We start from the raw sequence: 16,270 nt of genomic DNA on the forward strand, positions 1-16,270 counted from the left end.
ATGGCAATCATCGAGGTGGACAACCTCGTCAAGCGGTACGGCGGGCAAGCCGTGGTGGACGGAGTCGGCTTCGCCGTCGAACCGGGCGAGATTTTCGGCATTCTCGGCCCGAACGGAGCCGGCAAGACCACGACAGTCGAGTGCGTCGAAGGGCTGCGCCGGCCGGACGGCGGGACGATCCGCGTCTGCGGCCTCGACCCGCAGCGTGACGACGGCGAACTGCGTCAGGTGCTCGGCGGGCAGCTCCAGGAAAGCGAACTGCCGGACAAACTGAAAGTCGGCGAGGCGCTGCAGCTGTACAGCTCGTTCTACCGCGACCCGGCGGATTGGCGCGAACTGGCCGAGATCCTCACTCTCGACGGCAAACTCGGCACCCAGTTCCGCCGATTGTCCGGCGGCCAGAAACAGCGGCTTTCCATCGCGCTCGCGCTGCTCGGCAATCCGAAGGTCGCGGTGCTCGACGAACTCACCACCGGACTCGACCCGCAGGCCCGCCGGGACGTCTGGGGTCTGGTCGAGCGCATCCGCGCGCGCGGCGTCACGATCCTGCTGGTCACGCACTTCATGGAGGAAGCCGAGCGGCTGTGCGACCGGCTGGCGGTCATCGACGCTGGTCAGGTCGTCGCGGTGGACAGCCCGGCCGGGTTGGTGTCGCGGGTCGACGATCGGCAGCGGATCCGGTTTCGCGCGTCCGCGCCGCTGGACGACGCGGTGCTGACCGGGCTGCCGGAGGTCGCCGCCGTCGAGCGGGCGGGCAGTCAGATCGTCGTGACCGGGACCGGAAACCTGCTGCTGGCGGTGACCGCCGCGCTCGCCCGCCACCAGTTCGCCGTCGTGGACCTGCGGGTGGACCAGACCACGCTGGACGACGCGTTCGTCGCACTCACCGGCCGTTCCATCGAATCCTGAGGAGATCCCGGTGCCCGCACTGGTCCGGCTCGCCGCCGCCGAAACGAAACTGTTCTTCCGCGAGCCGATCGTCGTGTTCTTCGCGCTCGCTTTCTCGCCGATCCTGTTCGGCGTCCTCGGCCTGATCCCGGCTCTGCGCGAACCCGGCCCGGACGGGGTCCGGATGATCAGCCGGTACCTGCCGGTCGTGGTCGCGATGGGGGTTGCGCTGTTCTCGCTCAGCGGTTTGTCACAGCTGTTCGCTTCGTACCGGGAGAAGGGCGTGTTGCGGCGAATGCGGCTCACGCCGGTGAAGCCGACAGCCATGCTTGGTGCGCAACTGCTGATGGCCGTGGTGCTTTCGGCGGCCTCGACGCTGGTCATCGTCGTGACGGGGCAGCTGGCTTTCGACGTCGGCCTGCCTCGGCAACTGCTCGCGTACGTGCTCAGCTTCGCGTTGCTGGCGCTGGCGTTGTTCGCGATCGGCCTGCTGGTCGCGGCGCTGGCGCCATCGGCCAAGAGCGCCAGCGCGGTCGGGTCGCTGGTGTTCTTCCCGCTCGTGTTCTTCGCCGGGCTTTGGGTGCCGCGGGCGAGCATGAACCAGGTGCTGCTGACGATCAGCGACCTGACACCGCTCGGCGCGGGCGTACAAGCATTGCAGGACACGGCTTCCGGGAATTGGCCGCAGCTGCTGCACCTCGGAGTCATGCTAGGGTGGCTCGTCGCGGCCGGGGGCTTGGCCGCACGGTATTTCCGCTGGGAGTGACTGGTGGGCATCGAGGGGGATCTGCGCGAAGAGTTCGACCGCTGGGAACAAGCACAGGCGGCGACTTTCACCGCGCTGCCCTATGTTCTTCTCGCGATCAGCGTGACCATTACGTTGCTGCAACTGCCCGAGCACCTTCCGGTTGTTCTCGAGCTTTCCGCCGCGGCCGTTCTTTTGCTGCTGTGGTTTCACTCGTTTCATTCGGAATGGCACCGGAATCGTTCGCTGATGGCGGGGTATTACGCCGGTCTGCTGGCGATCGCGGCGGGTCTGGCGGCACTCGCGCCGTGGTACTGCCTCTTCGCTTTCGTCGGCTACCCGCAGGCTTTCGAGTACCTGACGGGACGCTGGCGTTACGCTGGCGCAGCCGCCACCGCGGTGATCTCGGCGATGGCGTTCCTCGGCGGAATCTCCAGAATCAGCGCCGAGAAGCTGTGGTGGGCGTGGCTGGGCGTCAGCGTGCTTTCGGTCGCGCTGGCGGGAGCCGTGTTTTATTTCGTGGAAATGGCTTACCGGCGGAATGAACTGCAGAAGCAGGCGCTGGCGGAAGTGCACGAGGTGAATCTCAAACTGGAGGCCGCGCTGGCCGAGAACGCCGGGCTGCACGCGCGGTTGCTGGTCCAGGCCCGCGAGGCCGGGGTGCTGGACGAACGGCAGCGGATGGCGCGGGAAATCCACGACACCCTCGCCCAGGGCCTGGCCGGAATCCTGACTCAACTCCAGGCCGCGGAGCAGACTGCGGCGGAGCCGGCGGTGCTGGGCCGCCACCTGGCGACCGCGACGAACCTGGCGAGGGAAAGCCTGGTCGAAGCCCGCCGGACGGTCCAGTCCGTGGGGCCGTCGGTGCTCGCCGAAGCCCGGCTCCCGGAGGCGATCGGCGAGGTGACCAGGAATTGGTCGGCCGCCAACGACGTCGACGCCGTGCTCACCACCACCGGTGACGCGCGGCCGATGCACACCGACGTCGAGGTGGCGTTGCTGCGGACCGCGCAGGAAGCGCTGTCGAACGTCGCGAAGCACGCGCGGGCGCACCGAGTCGGCCTGACCCTGTCCTACATGCCGGATGTGGTGACGTTGGATGTCCGCGACGACGGCGTCGGCTTCGAGCCGAATGCCAAGCGCGCCAACGGTTCCACGAACGGCGGCTTCGGACTGGCCGGAATGCGGCAGCGAGTGCAGCGCCTCGCGGGCCGCCTGGACGTCGAATCGGAACCGGGCTGGGGCACGGCGATCTCGGCGACCGTTCCCGCCATTCCCGCCGGCGGTGAGCGATGATCTCGCTGCTGATCGTCGACGACCATCCGGTGGTGCGCGACGGCCTGCGCGGCATGTTCGGCGCCGACCCGCGCTTCGAGGTGGTCGGCGAGGCAGCCGACGGAGCGGCCGCGATCACCGCCGGTGAGCAGCTCCGCCCGGACGTCATCCTGATGGACCTGCGGATGCCGGGGACGGACGGCGTGACGGCGATCAAGGAACTGGCGAAACGCGGTGTCCCCGCGCGGATCCTGGTGCTGACGACGTACGACACCGACAGCGACGTCCTTCCCGCCATCGAAGCCGGAGCGACCGGGTATCTGCTGAAGGAAGCGCCCCGGGAGGAGCTTTTCCGCGCGGTCGAGGCCGCGGCGCAAGGGCAGGCGGTGCTGTCGCCGACCGTCGCGACGCGGCTGATGGGACAGCTGAGGCAACCGGCGGCGGATCCGTTGTCAGAGCGTGAGGTCGAGGTTCTGCAGCTGATCGCGAAGGGCGCGACGAACCGCCGGGCGGCGGAGCAGTTGTTCATCAGCCAGGCGACGGTGAAGACGCATTTGCTGCACGTCTACGCGAAACTCGGCGTAAACGACCGCGCGGCGGCGGTGGCCGCGGGGTTCGCGCAGGGGTATTTGACGCTGGAGGGCTAGACCGGGGCGTGCAGGGCGAGTTCGAACGGGGTGAAGCCGCGGCCGCGGTAGAAGCGGATTCGTTGGCTGCATAGGTCGTGACGCTGACCTGGTTCGCGCCGTGAGGGGAACCCTGAGGAACTCAGAATCCGTGAAGGTTCCCCTCACAGCACGCCCGCCACGCAACCGCTAGGCCGACCAGACCCGTTCCCCGCCGACCCAAGTCTCTCGCACCTGCACCCGGTCCAACGTCTCCGGATCCGCCTCGAACAAGTCCTCCGCCAGCACCGCGAAATCGGCCAGGAAACCCGGCGCGAGTTGGCCCTTCGTCGTCTCCTCGCCGGAAGCGTAAGCCGACCCCGTCGTATACACGCCGAGCGCGTCCTCGACGCTGATCCGCTGCGAAGGCCCAAACAACTCCCCGTCCGGAGCGCGGCGCGTCACGCAGCTGCGCAGCGCGTACAGCGGCGGGAACGGCCCGCACGGATGGTCGGACGAGCCCGCCACGGCGACTCCTGCGTCGAGCATCGAGCGGTGGGCGAACATCCGCTCGACGCGTTCCGCCCCGTAGTACTGGGTCAGCTTGTCTCCGTGCGCGGCGGCGTAGTTCGCGAACGGCACCGCGACCATGCCGTGGTCGCGCATGCGCTTCAGGATCTCGTCGTCGATGATGGAACAGTGTTCGATCCGGTGCCGCGGGTCCTGCCGAGGGTTGGCGGCGTGAGCCTGGTCGACGGCGTCCAGCACGCGGCGGATCGCGCGGTCGCCGTTGGCGTGCACGCAGACTCGCCACCCGGCGTCGTGCACGTGCCGCACGGTGTCGGCCAGTTGAGCTGCGGACACGCGCTCCAGGCCGTAGCTGTCGGTGCCTTCGATGGGCTGTTCGACCAGGCAGGTTCCCCCGTTGACGGCACCGTCGGCGAAGGTCTTGACGCCGCCTAGGCGCAGCCGGGTTTCCGGAGCCACCGGCGACTCGGGGAGAGCGCGGAAGTAGTCGAAATGGTCGTAGGCGGCCAGGGCGTTCACCCGCAGCGTGAGCTGGTTCTGGTCGGCCAGGTGGCGGAGCGTCTGCCATTCGGTGCGGCCGACCAGTGCGTCGCCGACGGAGGTGATGCCCGCGGCGTGCAGGTCGGCAGCGTGCCGGGTGAAGGCGGCGGCCAGCACCTCGGTGGGCGGGTCCCGCACGATGGTCGGGCGCGGGGTGAAGGCGGGGAAAGCCAGGTCGTAGAGGGCTTGGTCGTGCACGACGCCGTCGAGACGGCCGGCGGCGTCGCGGCCGAGGTGGCCGCCGGGCGGGGGTTCGCTGGCGTCGGTCAGGCCGGACAGGGCGAGGCCGGGGGAGTTGAGGACGCCGGCGTGCAGCGTCACGTGCACGACCAGCACGGGGTGGTCCGGGCAGGCCTCGTCCAGTTCGGTGCGGGTGAGTTCGCGGCCGCCGTTGCTGCGGAAGGAGTCGTAGCCGCAGCCGATGACCCATTCGCCCGGCGGCGTCGCGGCGGCCCGCTCGCGCAGGGCTGCGGTGAGGTCGGCGGTCGAGCGGATCCGCGACGGCGACAGGTCGACCTGCAGGGTCTGCGCGGCGACGACGGTCGGGTGCTGGTGGGCGTCGTTGAACCCGGGGATGACGGTGGCGTCGCCGAAATCGTGCACCTGGGCCGTGGGGAACTCGCCGCGCAGGTCGGCGACGGTGCCGTGCGCGACGACCCATTCGCCGCGCATCGCGAAGGCCGGAGGCTCGGAGCCGGCCATGGTCACGATGCGCCGGGCGGTGACGATCTGCACGGATTCCGGTGCGGACACGAGGGTTCCCTCCAGGTTCGACGCAGGCTGGCCGCGCGGCGCTGTGTCCACAAAGGACGGTGTGGCCACGGTGCCGCGCTGCCGATTCTAGGGGCGGTCCGGGTGCGGGCGCATCGCCGAAGCGGGTTGCGGCAATCGGGTGATCTCGGTCCCACCCCGGTGCGCCGCGGAATGAGAAGCGGCCGCCCGGCGGTGTATACGCTGGAAGCACAGGGCACCCGGCCCGGCTCCCGCGGCGGCAGGAGGCTCGCATGTCCGGCACCGGTTCGGCACGGGCCGAGCTCACCGCCGCGGCGCAGCCGTGGGAGGTCCAGGTCGGCCGCGACCTCGCCGACCGGCTCGACACCAAACCGCCTTCCCGCTGGTCCCGGCCGGGCGCGGCGGCCGAGGACCTCGCGGACCTGGTCGGCCCGGGCGAGGTGGTGCTGGCCCCGTCGGCGACCCGGCCGTCGGGCGACGGCGTCGTGTGGACGCCGGAGCAGGCGCTGGGCGCGGGCGCGCGCGGGGTGGCGCTGTGGGTCGACGACCTGCCGTACCCGCGCATCGTCGGCGCGATCCCGTATCCGGAGCTGATCGCGGTCGAGCACGCGATGGCGGGCAAGCACGCCTGCCTGGTGCTAACCGGCGTCCGGACGACACTGGTTTTCCGCTACCGCTCGTGGGCGTGGCCCGCGGTGGCGGACCTCTTGACGCACGTGCGGTCGCGCGCGCATCGGCCCGGTTCGGCGGAACCGGCACACGCGGGGCCGCCTTCTCTCGGCTGGGACCGGCTTCCGGCGTCGCCGTTGGTGGCGCTCGGGCATACCCGGCATACGCGCTATCTCGGCGCGGAACCGGAACTGCCGCGGCGCTGGCTGTGGCAGCAATCCCGGCCCGCGGCGTTCGTCGTGCTGACGCGGCAGGAGCTGGTGGTTGTGCGGCATGTGCTGGGGCGGCGGCCGTTGGCGCATGGGGTGCAGTTGCTGGCGGTGGCGCGGGATCGGATCGCTGGGCTTGCCGGGCGGGGTGATGGGTTGCGTGTCGTGACGTCGGCGGGCGGGTTCGAGGTGGACCTCGGCGTGGAGCTGGCGGGGGAGGCGCGGTTGCGGTTCGGGTCGATGCTGCGTGCGGACGGGCGGCGGCGGGTGGTGCGGAGGGCGTGGAAGGCTGCGCCGCAGGCCTGATCCCCAGGGCCGTCTTCACTGCGTTGAAGCCGGAAGCGCCGGCGGATTTCTTCCCGCGCAACGGACTTTTCCCAGCCCCAGCGCCGGATCGGTGATTCTTCGACCCGGCCTGCCTGTCAGCGCGTGGAAAACTACCGTCCACTCCGGACTCTTCCCTTCCACCTGCGGCCGGACGAGGATCGGGCTGTCCGGCTGGGCCGAACGGCGCACACTCGTCCTTGACATATTGATGGGTCTTCATCACGATGAAGACGTGACCACAACGCTGATTCCCGGCAAGCTCACCGCCCTCGGCGGGATGATCCCGATCGACGGTCGGGTCAGCTGGGTGCCTTCGACGGCGGAGGGCTGGCAGCCGTCGAATTGCTATCTGCTCACCGAGCCGTCCGGTGCGCTGCTGGTCGACTCCGGGCTGGCCATTCACCGCGAAGCGGTGCTCGACGGGCTGCGCGCCTCGCTCGGCGGGCTCGAAGAACTCGCGGTTTTCTTCACCCGCGGCGAGATGGACTGTGTGTCCAATCTGGAGCCGATTTCCCGCGAATTCGACATTACCGCGCTCTTCACCGGCGGCGTCGTGAATCCCTTCGACGCTTTCGACGACGTCCACCGGATGCGTTACCAAGGCCGGCGTCAGCAGATCGACACCCGCAGCGAGGGCGGGGATTCGATGCCCCGTGCGCCGCGGCTCGAGGTCGGCGCGGGCGGGCGGGCGCTGGAGATCGAGTCCCCGTTGTTGCGACTTCTTCCTACTTTTTGGGGCTGGGACTCGGAAACCGGTGCGATCTTCACCTCCGACGTGTTCACGCACGGGATCGTCAGCGACCCGGCGGCGTCGCGGGTGATCGATCCGTCCACTGAGGACTCGACCACTGTGGACGATGTCGTCGGTCATCTCGTGGCGAAGTACGAATGGCTGCGCAAGGCGACCACCAACCGGCTCTGCGAGTGGCTGGAGGACCGGTTTTCCACGCTGCAGCCGGAAATCATCGCGCCCGCCCGGGGTTGTGTGCTGCGCGGCCGTCCGGTCGTCGAGCGCCATCTGCAGTTGATGCTCCAGGCTTTGAGGACGGTGGGCGCATGAACAAGCCAGCAAGCAAGATCGAAGATCTCGACCTGGACGCGATGGCGCACGAGCTGAGCAGCGACCTGCCGCGGCTCGTCGCGGACGGGGTCACCTGGATCGGGGCCTGTCTTCCGTTCGAAGTGGACGGTCGGCTCATCCACGGGCACAACTCGGCGTATCTGGTGCAGGGCAATGAAGGCTCGGTCCTGGTCGACACCGGGGCCCCGTCGAGCTGGTGGGCGATCGAGGAGGTGGTCGAGCGGGTGCTCGGCGGCCGCGATCTCACCTATCTGTTCGTGACGCATCCGGAACTGCCGCACACCGGCAATCTGCCGCGATTCGTCGAGAAATACCCGGATATCCAGGTGATCGGCGACGTCCGCGATTACCACCTCTTCTATCCCGAGGTCGTGCCGAACCTGCGCGCCACCCGGCCCGGCGACCGGTTCGATCTCGGCGGCGGGCACGAATTCCTGGTGGTGGAAGCCATGATCCGCGACCTGCCGAACACGCAGTGGGGCTACGCGCCGCGCGCGAAAAGCCTCTTCACCGCGGACGGATTCTGCTACATGCACCGGCCGGAGCTCGACGACGAGGACCCGGCGCACCTGCCGGGCGAATGCGGGCTCACGACCGGCGAACTGCGCCGGCCGATCGCCGTGGAGAACGCCGCGTTCTTCACCGGCAGCGCACTGTATTTCTCCCGTTTCGTCGACGACGCCGACGAACGGTACGCGGGGGTCGCCGACCTCGCCCGGGAACTGGGCGCGGAACTGGTGTGCCCCACGCACGGCAACGTCATCACCGACCTGCTCGACGTGCTGCCGATCGTCCGCGCCGGGCACAAACAGGCCTACCGCGCCTGAAAACGCCTCGCGCGAATGCCGTGAGGGGAACCTTCACGGACTCTGATTCCCTCAGGGTTCCCTTCACGGACCCGCTCACCCCTCACCCCTGATCGCGCTCGTCAGCAAGGAGCGAACAATGAGGCCTGTGCACGGTGCGGCCGCGGGAGCGGTCCTGCTCCTGGCCGCCGGGATCACCGCCTGCGGCGGCGGCCCCCAGCAAGCGAGCAGCAGCCGCCACGTCGTGATGGCGGTCCAGAGCCTGCCCGACACGCTGACCATCGCCCCGTGGGGCGGGGCGGCGTCGCAGCTCGTCCTTTCCGGGCTGGGTTCCCAGCTCGCGACCTACCAGCAGGGCGACACCGCGAACGGCTGCGGTTCCACGCCCAACGGCGTCACCGGGCTGATCGCCGATTCGATCGAGGTGAACCCGGCACATACGGCGATCACGGTGAAACTGCGCTCGCTCAAGAGCCAGACCGGCAACACGCTGTCCGCGGACGACGTGAAATGGTCGTTCGAGACCTACGGGTTCAAAGCGCAGCCGGTGCTGAAGAAGACCTTCGAGATCGCCGGGTACGACACGTCGAACCTGGTGTCCGTGGTCGATCCGCACACCGTTTCGCTGAACGTCAAAAAGTGGAATTCCTACACCGAGGAAATGCTGCAGAACCCGCTGGCGTACGTGTACGACAGCACCGAGGCGAAGAAACACACGACCGGCGCGGACCCGATCGGGCACGACTGGCTGGCCAAGAACATCGCCGACTACAGCGGATGGAAGCTCGACTCCTTCACTCCCGGCCAGGCGCTCAGCGTGTCCACAGTGGCCGGTTACGGCGGGCAGAAACCGGGCATCGACTCGCTTTCCGTGCAGGCGGTCCCGACCGACGCGACCCGGAGCCAGATCGTCACGTCCGGCCAGGCGCAGGTCGCCAGCGGCTTCCAGTACGACCAGTACAAGGCGCTGTCCGCGAAGCCGAACGTCAAGGTGCACGACTGTCCTGGGCTGAACATGGACAACCTGATGCTGTCGGCCCAGAAACCGCCGCTCAACGACGTGCGGGTGCGGCAGGCGATTTCGATGGCGATCGACCGTCAGCAAATCGTCACCGGCGCCTATTTCGGTTACGCGAAACCCGCGAAATCGTCGTTCAACGCCACTTTCGATCTCGGCGCCTTCGGCGACGCCTACAGCTTCGACGCGGCCAAAGCGAAAGCCATGCTGGCGGAAGCGGGCTACCCCAACGGGTTCGACCTGACCCTGACCTACAGCCCGACCCGCCCGGGTCCGGTTTCGCAGCGCACCGCGGTGCTCGTGCAGTCGATGCTGAAGAACGTCGGCATCAACGTCACGCTGCGGCCGATGGCCAGCCCGACCGACTTCTCCACCGCCGTCCTCGGCGGCACCTACCAGGCCGTCCTGTACGGCGAACCGGTCGTCATCGCCGACCCGGCGTACCTGGCCTGGATCAAATTCTCCAACTCTCCCAACAACACCACCGGATTCTCCGACCCGAATTACGACAGCCTGCGGCAGCAGCTGGCCGGGACTCCGGTCGACCAGAGCGCCAAGCGCACCGACCTGCTCAAGCAGTTGGCGCGGATCGGCGACACCCAGACGCCGGTGATCGAGCTGGTCGAAACGCCCAACCTGGTCGTCACGGCAGGCGGCGAGAAGACCGCGGCCCCGCTGCCGAACGGGCCGATCCGCTGGTCCGGCATCGCGGGTTGACGACTTCCCGCGCCCGGCTCCGGGCCACTCCCGGAGCCGGGCGCGGGCCACGAAATACAAGGGGACTGAGCACATGATCGAAATCTGCGGCAAACAAGTCCGCGACACCCTGGAAGAACTGCTCGACCCGGCCGTGAACGCGCTGCTCGTGATCGACATGCAGCAGGGCGCGGTCGCGAAGGGCGGCACCATCGGCGAGGACCACGACCTGTCCATGATGAGCGGCGTTTCCGGCCGCTGCGGCCAGGCGATCGCGGCGGCCCGCGAGAACGGCGTCCCGGTTTTCCATGTCCGCGTGGAAAACCTGCCGGACGCGCACAGCTCGCCGCCGGCCTGGCTGCGGTCGCTGTACACGATCGCCAACGGACGCTCGGTGGACCTGGGAAGGCTCAGCCTGGCGGGCGACCCGGCGACGGACTTCTGCGCCGATTGCCGGCCGGAGCCGGGCGAATCTGTCGTCACCAAACGGCGGCCGAGCGCGTTCATCAGCACCGAACTCGAATTGCTGTTGCGCAGCCAGGGAATCGAATCGGTAGCTGTGATCGGGATTTCGACCGGCGGCTGCGTCGAAGCGACGCTGCGGGACGCGACGCACCACGACTTCTACGCCGTGCTCGTCGAGGATTGCGTTGGCGCGTATGACACCGAGGTGCACAACGCGGCGATGACCGTGATGCGGGCCCGGCACGACACCTGCACGCTCGAAGAAGCGATCGCCGCGTGGAAGTCGGGCGCGCGCCGCCGGGTGGCGTCGTGAGCGAGCGCGATCTGATCGGCTACGGCGAGCACCCGCCGGCGGTGCCGTGGCCGGGCGGCGCGAAGGTCGCCGTCTCGGTGGTGCTGAACTACGAGGAAGGCGCGGAAAGCTCCATCGCGCACGGCGACGAGGCCGACGAGGACATTTCCGTCTTCGGCGGCTGGAGCAGCCCGCCCGAGCGGCGCAGCATGATGAAGGAATCGTTCTTCGAATACGGCAGCCGTGCCGGTGTGTGGCGGTTGCTCGGCATTCTGCGCGAATTCGAAGTGCCGTCCACGGTTTTCGCCTGCGGCATGGCGCTGGAACGCAATCCGCAGGTCGCCGAGGCGCTGATCCGCGAAGGACACGAGGTCGCCTGCCACGGTTACCGCTGGCAGGGCACGGTCGGGATGCCCGAGGAGGACGAGCGCGAGGAGATCCGCCGCGCCCGCGAGTCGGTCGAGAAGACCACGGGCGTCCGTCCGGTCGGGTTCTACCTGCGCGACGGCATCACGGAAAAGACGCGGGAAATCCTCGTCGAGGAAGGCTTCCGTTACGACTCGAATGCCTATTGCGACGACCTGCCGTACTTTGTTCCAGCGGGCGAGTCGGAACACCTGATCGTTCCTTATGCGGGCGACACGAACGACGCGCGTTTCTGGGGTCCCGGCAGCCTCGGTACCGCGGACGATTTCGTCGCAGTGCTCTCCGACAGTCTCGATATGTTGCTGCACGAGGGAAACACTGTGCCGAAGCTGATGTCGGTCGGCCTGCACTGCCGGATCGGCGGACGGCCGGGCGTCGCGATCGCGCTGCGGCGGTTCCTGCAGTACGCGCTCGCGCAAGAGGGCGTCTGGTTCGCCACCCGCGCGGACATCGCGCAGTGGTGGATCGACCACGCACCGCGGGGTGCCCGGTGACGCTCGACCTCAGCCGCCTGGTGCACAGCGTCGCGCAGCAGGGGTTCACCGAACTCGACAAGACCGGGTTGCGCGGCCAGCGCGACGAGGGCCTGGTCTGCCCGCTGATCAACCCGCAGCTGAGCGGGTCGGACGACCTCAACGTGAGCTGGGGACGGATCCGGCCCGGTCAGCACCACCTGCGCCACCACCATCCGGACGCCTCGGAGTTCTACGTCGTGGTCGGCGGCGAACCGCTGATCCACCTCGGCGACCAGAACTTCCGCGCCCGGCCCGGCGACGCCGTCTACATCCCGAAGTCCGTGGTCCACGGCCTCACCAACGACACCGACCAGGACGTCGACCTGGTGGTCGGCATGAGCGTCGCGGAGAACTGGACTTTCATCCCCGACGAGTAGGAGGCGATCCCCATGGGAGCCAAACCCACCTATCTGCTGCACGACGGCGAACTCGTGCCCTACGCCGACGCCCAGCTCCACGTGCTTTCGACCTCGACCAAGTACGGCGTCGGCGTCTTCGAGGGCTTCCGCGCGTATTTCGACGACGAGGCCGGTGAGCTGTACGCGTTCCGGGTGGCCGACCACATGCGGCGTCTGGTCGCGTCGATGCGAGTCGTCGGCATCGACGGGCCAGAGGACGTCGACCGGCTCGAGGAGCAGCTGCTCGGCCTGATCCGGGCGAACGACCTGCACGAGGACCTGCACATGCGGGCGCAGGTGTTCGTGGATTCGCCGGACGGCAAACCGGACGACACCGGGCCTGCGACGGTGTTCATGGCCGCGATCCCGATGGGCCGGTACTTCGACCGGCCCGGGCTGAACGTCCAGATTTCCAGCTGGGCGAGGATTTCCGACCGGTCGATGCCGCCGCGGGTCAAGTCGATCGCGAACTACCAGAACGGCCGCCTCGCGCTGCTTGAGGCGCGCCGCAACGGATACGACGCCGCGCTTCTGCCCACTGTGGACGGTCACGTGTCGGAAGGCGCGGGCTACAACGTCTTCATGGTGCGCGACGGCAAGCTGTGCACGCCGCCGGTCACCGAGAGCATCCTCGAAGGCATCACGCGGGATTCGGTGCTGCAGCTGGCGCGGACCGAGCTCGGCATCGACGTGACCGAGCGGCCGATCGACCGCACCGAGCTGTACTCCGCCGAGGAAGTGTTCGTCTGCGGCAGCGCGGCCGAGGTCAGCCCGGTCAGCTCGGTCGACCGGATCCCGGTCGCCGACGGCGAACCCGGCGAGCTGACCCGGGCGTTGCAGGACCTCTACCGGCGCGCGGTGCGCAACCGCGTCGCCGCCGACCGCGGCTGGGCGCAGCCGGTGTACGCGCCGGCCGCGGTGGCCAGGTGACCCGACAGGTCGGTGTCCTGACGGCGGAGCCGGACCGCCTGCTGATCAGCCAGATCGCGCAGGCGGGCCTCGGCTTCGTCGTCCTCGACGCCGAACAGACCACGCTTTCGGCCGACCGGTGCGCGGACGTCGTGCTGGCGCTCGCGGGCAGCGGCGTCGAGGTCTCGGTGCGGGTGCCGGATCTGTCGCCGCAGACGCTGGTCACGTATGCCAACACCGGGGTGACGGAGCTGCTGCTGCCGCAGGTGCGGACGCTCGCGGAGATCGAAGCCGCTCATCAGGCGACCCGCTTTCCGCCAGCGGGAACTCGATCGCGGCAGGTTTCGCGGGCCAGCCGGTACGGCACGGATTTCAGCGGTGCGCCGAGGATTGCGGTACTGGTGGAGACCGCCGACGCTGTTGAGCAGGCGGCTTCCTTCGCCAAATCCGGGCTGGTCGACGCTGCGTGGTTCGGGCCGACCGACCTGGCGGACGACGTGCGGATCAACCGGCCTGGGTCGGCATCCGAGGTGTCTGAGCTGATCGATCAGGCGCTCGGGGTGTTCCGCGAGCACGGGGTGCCGGTCGGGCTGCCCGCGGCGGACGCGGCCGGGGTTGCCGCGGCGTTCGCGCGCGGTGCGGATGCCTGCTCGGTGTACTGGGAGAAGTGCCTGCTCAGCGTGCTGGGCGGGCTGGCCGAGGCGGAGGCCGACCGATGACGATGGTCGTCAGCACGGAGCGCGTCGAGCAGGAGTTCGGCGCGGACACCCCGCCGCGGTGCGAGGTGCCGGAGCACGAACGGTTCGTCCTGGGCGCCCGCAGCCTCCACACCGGCGGCGGCTTCGACCGGTCGCGTGATTACACCGACCTGTCCATCCCGCTGACCGGCCCGGTTCGGCTCCCCGGAGTCCGCGCGGGCGACCGGATCCGCGTCGATCTCCACGGCATCGACATCGCCGAGCGAGGTGCGCTGGTGACCCTGCCGGGACGCGGCGCGGTCAGCGGATTGGGCACCTCCGGACACTCGGTGCCGATCAAGGACGGCTATGTCGAGTTCGGCGACGGCGTGCGGATTCCGGTGCGCCCGATGGTCGGCAAGATCGGCGTCGGCGTTCCCGGCGAGGCACCCGGCAGCAGCACCGTCGGCGTCCACGGCGGCAACCTCGACTGCAAGGAACTCACCGCGGGTGCGTCGATCTTCCTGACCGCGCAAACCGACGGCGCCGCGCTGTACGCGGGCGATCTGCACGCCTGCCAGGGCGACGGCGAATCGTCGCTAACCGGCGTCGAGGTCGAAGGCGCCGTCACGCTTTCCTGGCACCACGCGCGGCCGACCGGTTCCGATCGTCCGCTGGTGCTCAGCGCGGACGGCAGGCTGCTGACCATCGGCGACGGCGACACGCTGGCCGAAGCCGTCCAGGCGGCGCTCGACGACCTGCTCGCCTTGACCGCCGACGCGTTCGGCTGGACCCGGGAGCGCGCGGCGATGTTCCTGAGCATCGCCGCGGACGTCGGGATCTGCCAGCTCGTCAACGCCCGGCTGTCGGCCAAAGCGGCGGTGGACGTCGCGCATTTCGCAGGCACGCCGCACGCGTCCTGGCTGACGCGTGCCCAACCGTAGCGGAGGAAACCATGCTCGATCTCATCGTGCGCAACGGCACCGTGGTGACCCCGGCCGGGGTCGAACACGTCGACATCGCGGTGGCTGACGGAATCATCGTCGGGCTTTTCCAGTCCGGGCACGGCGAACCGCCCGAGGCCGCCCGGACCGTCGACGCCGCCGGGCTGCTCGTCGTTCCCGGCGGCATCGACCCGCACGTGCACACCAACTCCGTGCTGCCGACCGCCGCCGAATCCGGCATCAAGTGCTTCGGCCCGGACCGCGTCAGCGAGGGCGCGGTGCACGGCGGCACCACCACGCTCATCGACTTCGCGCACTGGAAGCCGGGGGAGGAGCTGTGGCAGTCGTTCGAGCGCAAGGGCAAGGAATGGTCCGGCAGCTCGTACACCGACTACGCGCTGCACGGCACCTTCGCGCAGCCGGAGATCCCGTTCGAGGTCCTCGACCAGGTGCCCGAGGTGGTCGCGGCCGGGCACGGCAGTTTCAAGGTCTGGATGACGAACACGACGCCGACGCGCCCGAAGCAGAAGACGGACGTCGGGCACATCTGGGCGTTGATGGAGAAGACCGCCGAGGCCGGCGCGATGCTGTGCGTGCACGGCGAGGACGACGACATCGTCATGTACGCGTACAAGCGGCTGCAGCGCGAGCAGAAGACCGCGGTGCCGTACATGCCGGACGCGCACAACGCGTTGTCCGAGCAGCTTTCGTTCCAGCGGGTCATCACGCTCGCTCGGCATGTCGGCGCGCCGATCTATCTGATGCACGTCAGCGCGGCTGAAGGCATCGAGGCGATCCGTGAGGCGCGCGGGCGGGAACAGCCGGTGTACGGCGAAGTCTTGCCGCACTACGCGTACTACACCGCGGAGGACTACAAACGCGAGAACGGCGTCATCTACCACACCTATCCGTCGCTGAAGTCCGCCGCGGACCGGGACGCGATGTGGCACTCGCTGGTCGCGGGCACGCTCAGCACGCTGGCGACCGACGGCGTGTGCACCGATCTCGACGTGAAGACGCGCGGGCAGACGATCCTCGACGCCACCGGCGGGCACGCAGGCGTGGAGGTCCGGATGGCGGTCGCGTACACCGAAGCCGTGGTGCGGCGGGGACTTCCGCTGAACCGGTTCGTGGATTTCACGTCGGCCAACGCGGCGAAGATCATGGGCCTCTACCCGCACAAGGGCGCGATCGCGGTCGGCAGCGACGCGGATTTCGCGCTCATGGAAACGGGTCTGGAGTGGAAGATCACCGCGGCTGACCTGCACGAGGCGGACTACACGCCGTGGGACGGCTACGAGGCGGCGGCCCGCAACCGGCTGACCGTCCTGCGGGGGCAGATCCTGGTCGAGAACGGCGCGCTGCGCTCCCCATCCCCGGGCGGACGGCTGCTGAAGCAGTCGCTGTCCTCGGACGTGGCGAGCCGTCCGGCCTGCTGACCCTGCCCTGGAGAAAGGCGCGGCCCGGTTCGGGCGCCCCGGTGTCCGACGCGGAGGAACTGCCCTCGCCGACGCCACCAGACGAC

16 protein-coding genes are annotated in these 16,270 nt (G+C 69.0%); 15 read left to right on the plus strand and 1 reads right to left on the minus strand.

The annotated features are described in order from the left end of the window. The 4 genes from ACFXI3_RS26475 to ACFXI3_RS26490 are packed head-to-tail and all read left to right on the plus strand — an operon-like array spanning window position 1 to window position 3,555. Window positions 1-909 (plus strand): ABC transporter ATP-binding protein, encoded by a 909-nt coding sequence (locus tag ACFXI3_RS26475; RefSeq protein ID WP_378402986.1) that lies wholly within the window; start codon window positions 1-3, stop codon window positions 907-909. A 10-nt stretch (window positions 910-919) separates the two neighbouring features. Further along, on the plus strand, window positions 920-1,654 hold the full coding sequence (locus ACFXI3_RS26480; protein ID WP_378402988.1) for an ABC transporter permease: 735 nt from the start codon (window positions 920-922) through the stop codon (window positions 1,652-1,654). A gap of 3 nt (window positions 1,655-1,657) precedes the next feature. Then, a complete protein-coding gene (locus tag ACFXI3_RS26485) occupies window positions 1,658-2,929 on the plus strand; it encodes a sensor histidine kinase (RefSeq protein WP_378402990.1) in 1,272 nt (423 codons plus the stop codon). Then, window positions 2,926-3,555, plus strand: coding sequence for a response regulator transcription factor (locus ACFXI3_RS26490; protein ID WP_344264755.1), 630 nt, complete (start codon window positions 2,926-2,928; stop codon window positions 3,553-3,555). The genes ACFXI3_RS26485 and ACFXI3_RS26490 overlap by 4 nt, the downstream gene beginning before the upstream one ends. Window positions 3,556-3,723: 168 nt before the next feature. On the opposite strand, the gene ACFXI3_RS26495 is transcribed toward ACFXI3_RS26490, so the two are convergent. Continuing rightward, on the minus strand, window positions 3,724-5,334 hold the full coding sequence (locus ACFXI3_RS26495; RefSeq protein WP_378402992.1) for an amidohydrolase: 1,611 nt from the start codon (window positions 5,332-5,334) through the stop codon (window positions 3,724-3,726). Between the two features lie 251 nt (window positions 5,335-5,585). On the opposite strand from ACFXI3_RS26495, the gene ACFXI3_RS26500 reads away from it, so the two are divergent. The 11 genes from ACFXI3_RS26500 (at window position 5,586) to ACFXI3_RS26550 (ending at window position 16,184) form a co-directional block, all read left to right on the plus strand. Further along, window positions 5,586-6,497: a hypothetical protein gene (locus ACFXI3_RS26500; protein ID WP_378402994.1), complete on the plus strand. Its 912-nt coding sequence runs from the start codon at window positions 5,586-5,588 to the stop codon at window positions 6,495-6,497. Window positions 6,498-6,750: 253 nt separating this feature from the next. After that, complete coding sequence (locus tag ACFXI3_RS26505; protein WP_378402996.1) at window positions 6,751-7,578, plus strand: hypothetical protein; 828 nt, start codon at window positions 6,751-6,753, stop codon at window positions 7,576-7,578. Beyond that, on the plus strand, window positions 7,575-8,426 hold the full coding sequence (locus tag ACFXI3_RS26510; RefSeq protein WP_378402997.1) for an MBL fold metallo-hydrolase: 852 nt from the start codon (window positions 7,575-7,577) through the stop codon (window positions 8,424-8,426). Before ACFXI3_RS26505 ends, ACFXI3_RS26510 begins: the two co-directional genes overlap by 4 nt. Before the next feature lie 118 nt (window positions 8,427-8,544). Then, window positions 8,545-10,140, plus strand: a complete 1,596-nt coding sequence (locus ACFXI3_RS26515; RefSeq protein WP_378402999.1) for an ABC transporter substrate-binding protein — start codon at window positions 8,545-8,547, stop codon at window positions 10,138-10,140. A gap of 73 nt (window positions 10,141-10,213) precedes the next feature. Beyond that, complete coding sequence (locus ACFXI3_RS26520) at window positions 10,214-10,897, plus strand: isochorismatase family cysteine hydrolase (RefSeq protein ID WP_344272487.1); 684 nt, start codon at window positions 10,214-10,216, stop codon at window positions 10,895-10,897. Further along, window positions 10,894-11,796, plus strand: coding sequence for a polysaccharide deacetylase family protein (locus tag ACFXI3_RS26525; RefSeq protein ID WP_344272490.1), 903 nt, complete (start codon window positions 10,894-10,896; stop codon window positions 11,794-11,796). The genes ACFXI3_RS26520 and ACFXI3_RS26525 overlap by 4 nt, the downstream gene beginning before the upstream one ends. Then, window positions 11,793-12,194 (plus strand): cupin domain-containing protein, encoded by a 402-nt coding sequence (locus ACFXI3_RS26530; protein WP_344272493.1) that lies wholly within the window; start codon window positions 11,793-11,795, stop codon window positions 12,192-12,194. Before ACFXI3_RS26525 ends, ACFXI3_RS26530 begins: the two co-directional genes overlap by 4 nt. A 12-nt stretch (window positions 12,195-12,206) precedes the next feature. Beyond that, window positions 12,207-13,145: a branched-chain amino acid transaminase gene (locus ACFXI3_RS26535; RefSeq protein WP_370937971.1), complete on the plus strand. Its 939-nt coding sequence runs from the start codon at window positions 12,207-12,209 to the stop codon at window positions 13,143-13,145. Then, window positions 13,142-13,843, plus strand: coding sequence for an aldolase/citrate lyase family protein (locus tag ACFXI3_RS26540; RefSeq protein WP_378403003.1), 702 nt, complete (start codon window positions 13,142-13,144; stop codon window positions 13,841-13,843). Before ACFXI3_RS26535 ends, ACFXI3_RS26540 begins: the two co-directional genes overlap by 4 nt. Beyond that, window positions 13,840-14,745, plus strand: coding sequence for an acetamidase/formamidase family protein (locus ACFXI3_RS26545; RefSeq protein ID WP_378403005.1), 906 nt, complete (start codon window positions 13,840-13,842; stop codon window positions 14,743-14,745). The genes ACFXI3_RS26540 and ACFXI3_RS26545 overlap by 4 nt, the downstream gene beginning before the upstream one ends. 11 nt (window positions 14,746-14,756) lie before the next feature. After that, window positions 14,757-16,184, plus strand: coding sequence for an amidohydrolase family protein (locus tag ACFXI3_RS26550; RefSeq protein WP_344272504.1), 1,428 nt, complete (start codon window positions 14,757-14,759; stop codon window positions 16,182-16,184). The last annotated feature ends 86 nt before the right edge of the window (window positions 16,185-16,270 follow it).

The sequence above is a fragment of the Amycolatopsis sp. NPDC059235 genome (genome assembly GCF_042754125.1).
Lineage (GTDB): Bacteria > Actinomycetota > Actinomycetes > Mycobacteriales > Pseudonocardiaceae > Amycolatopsis > Amycolatopsis albidoflava.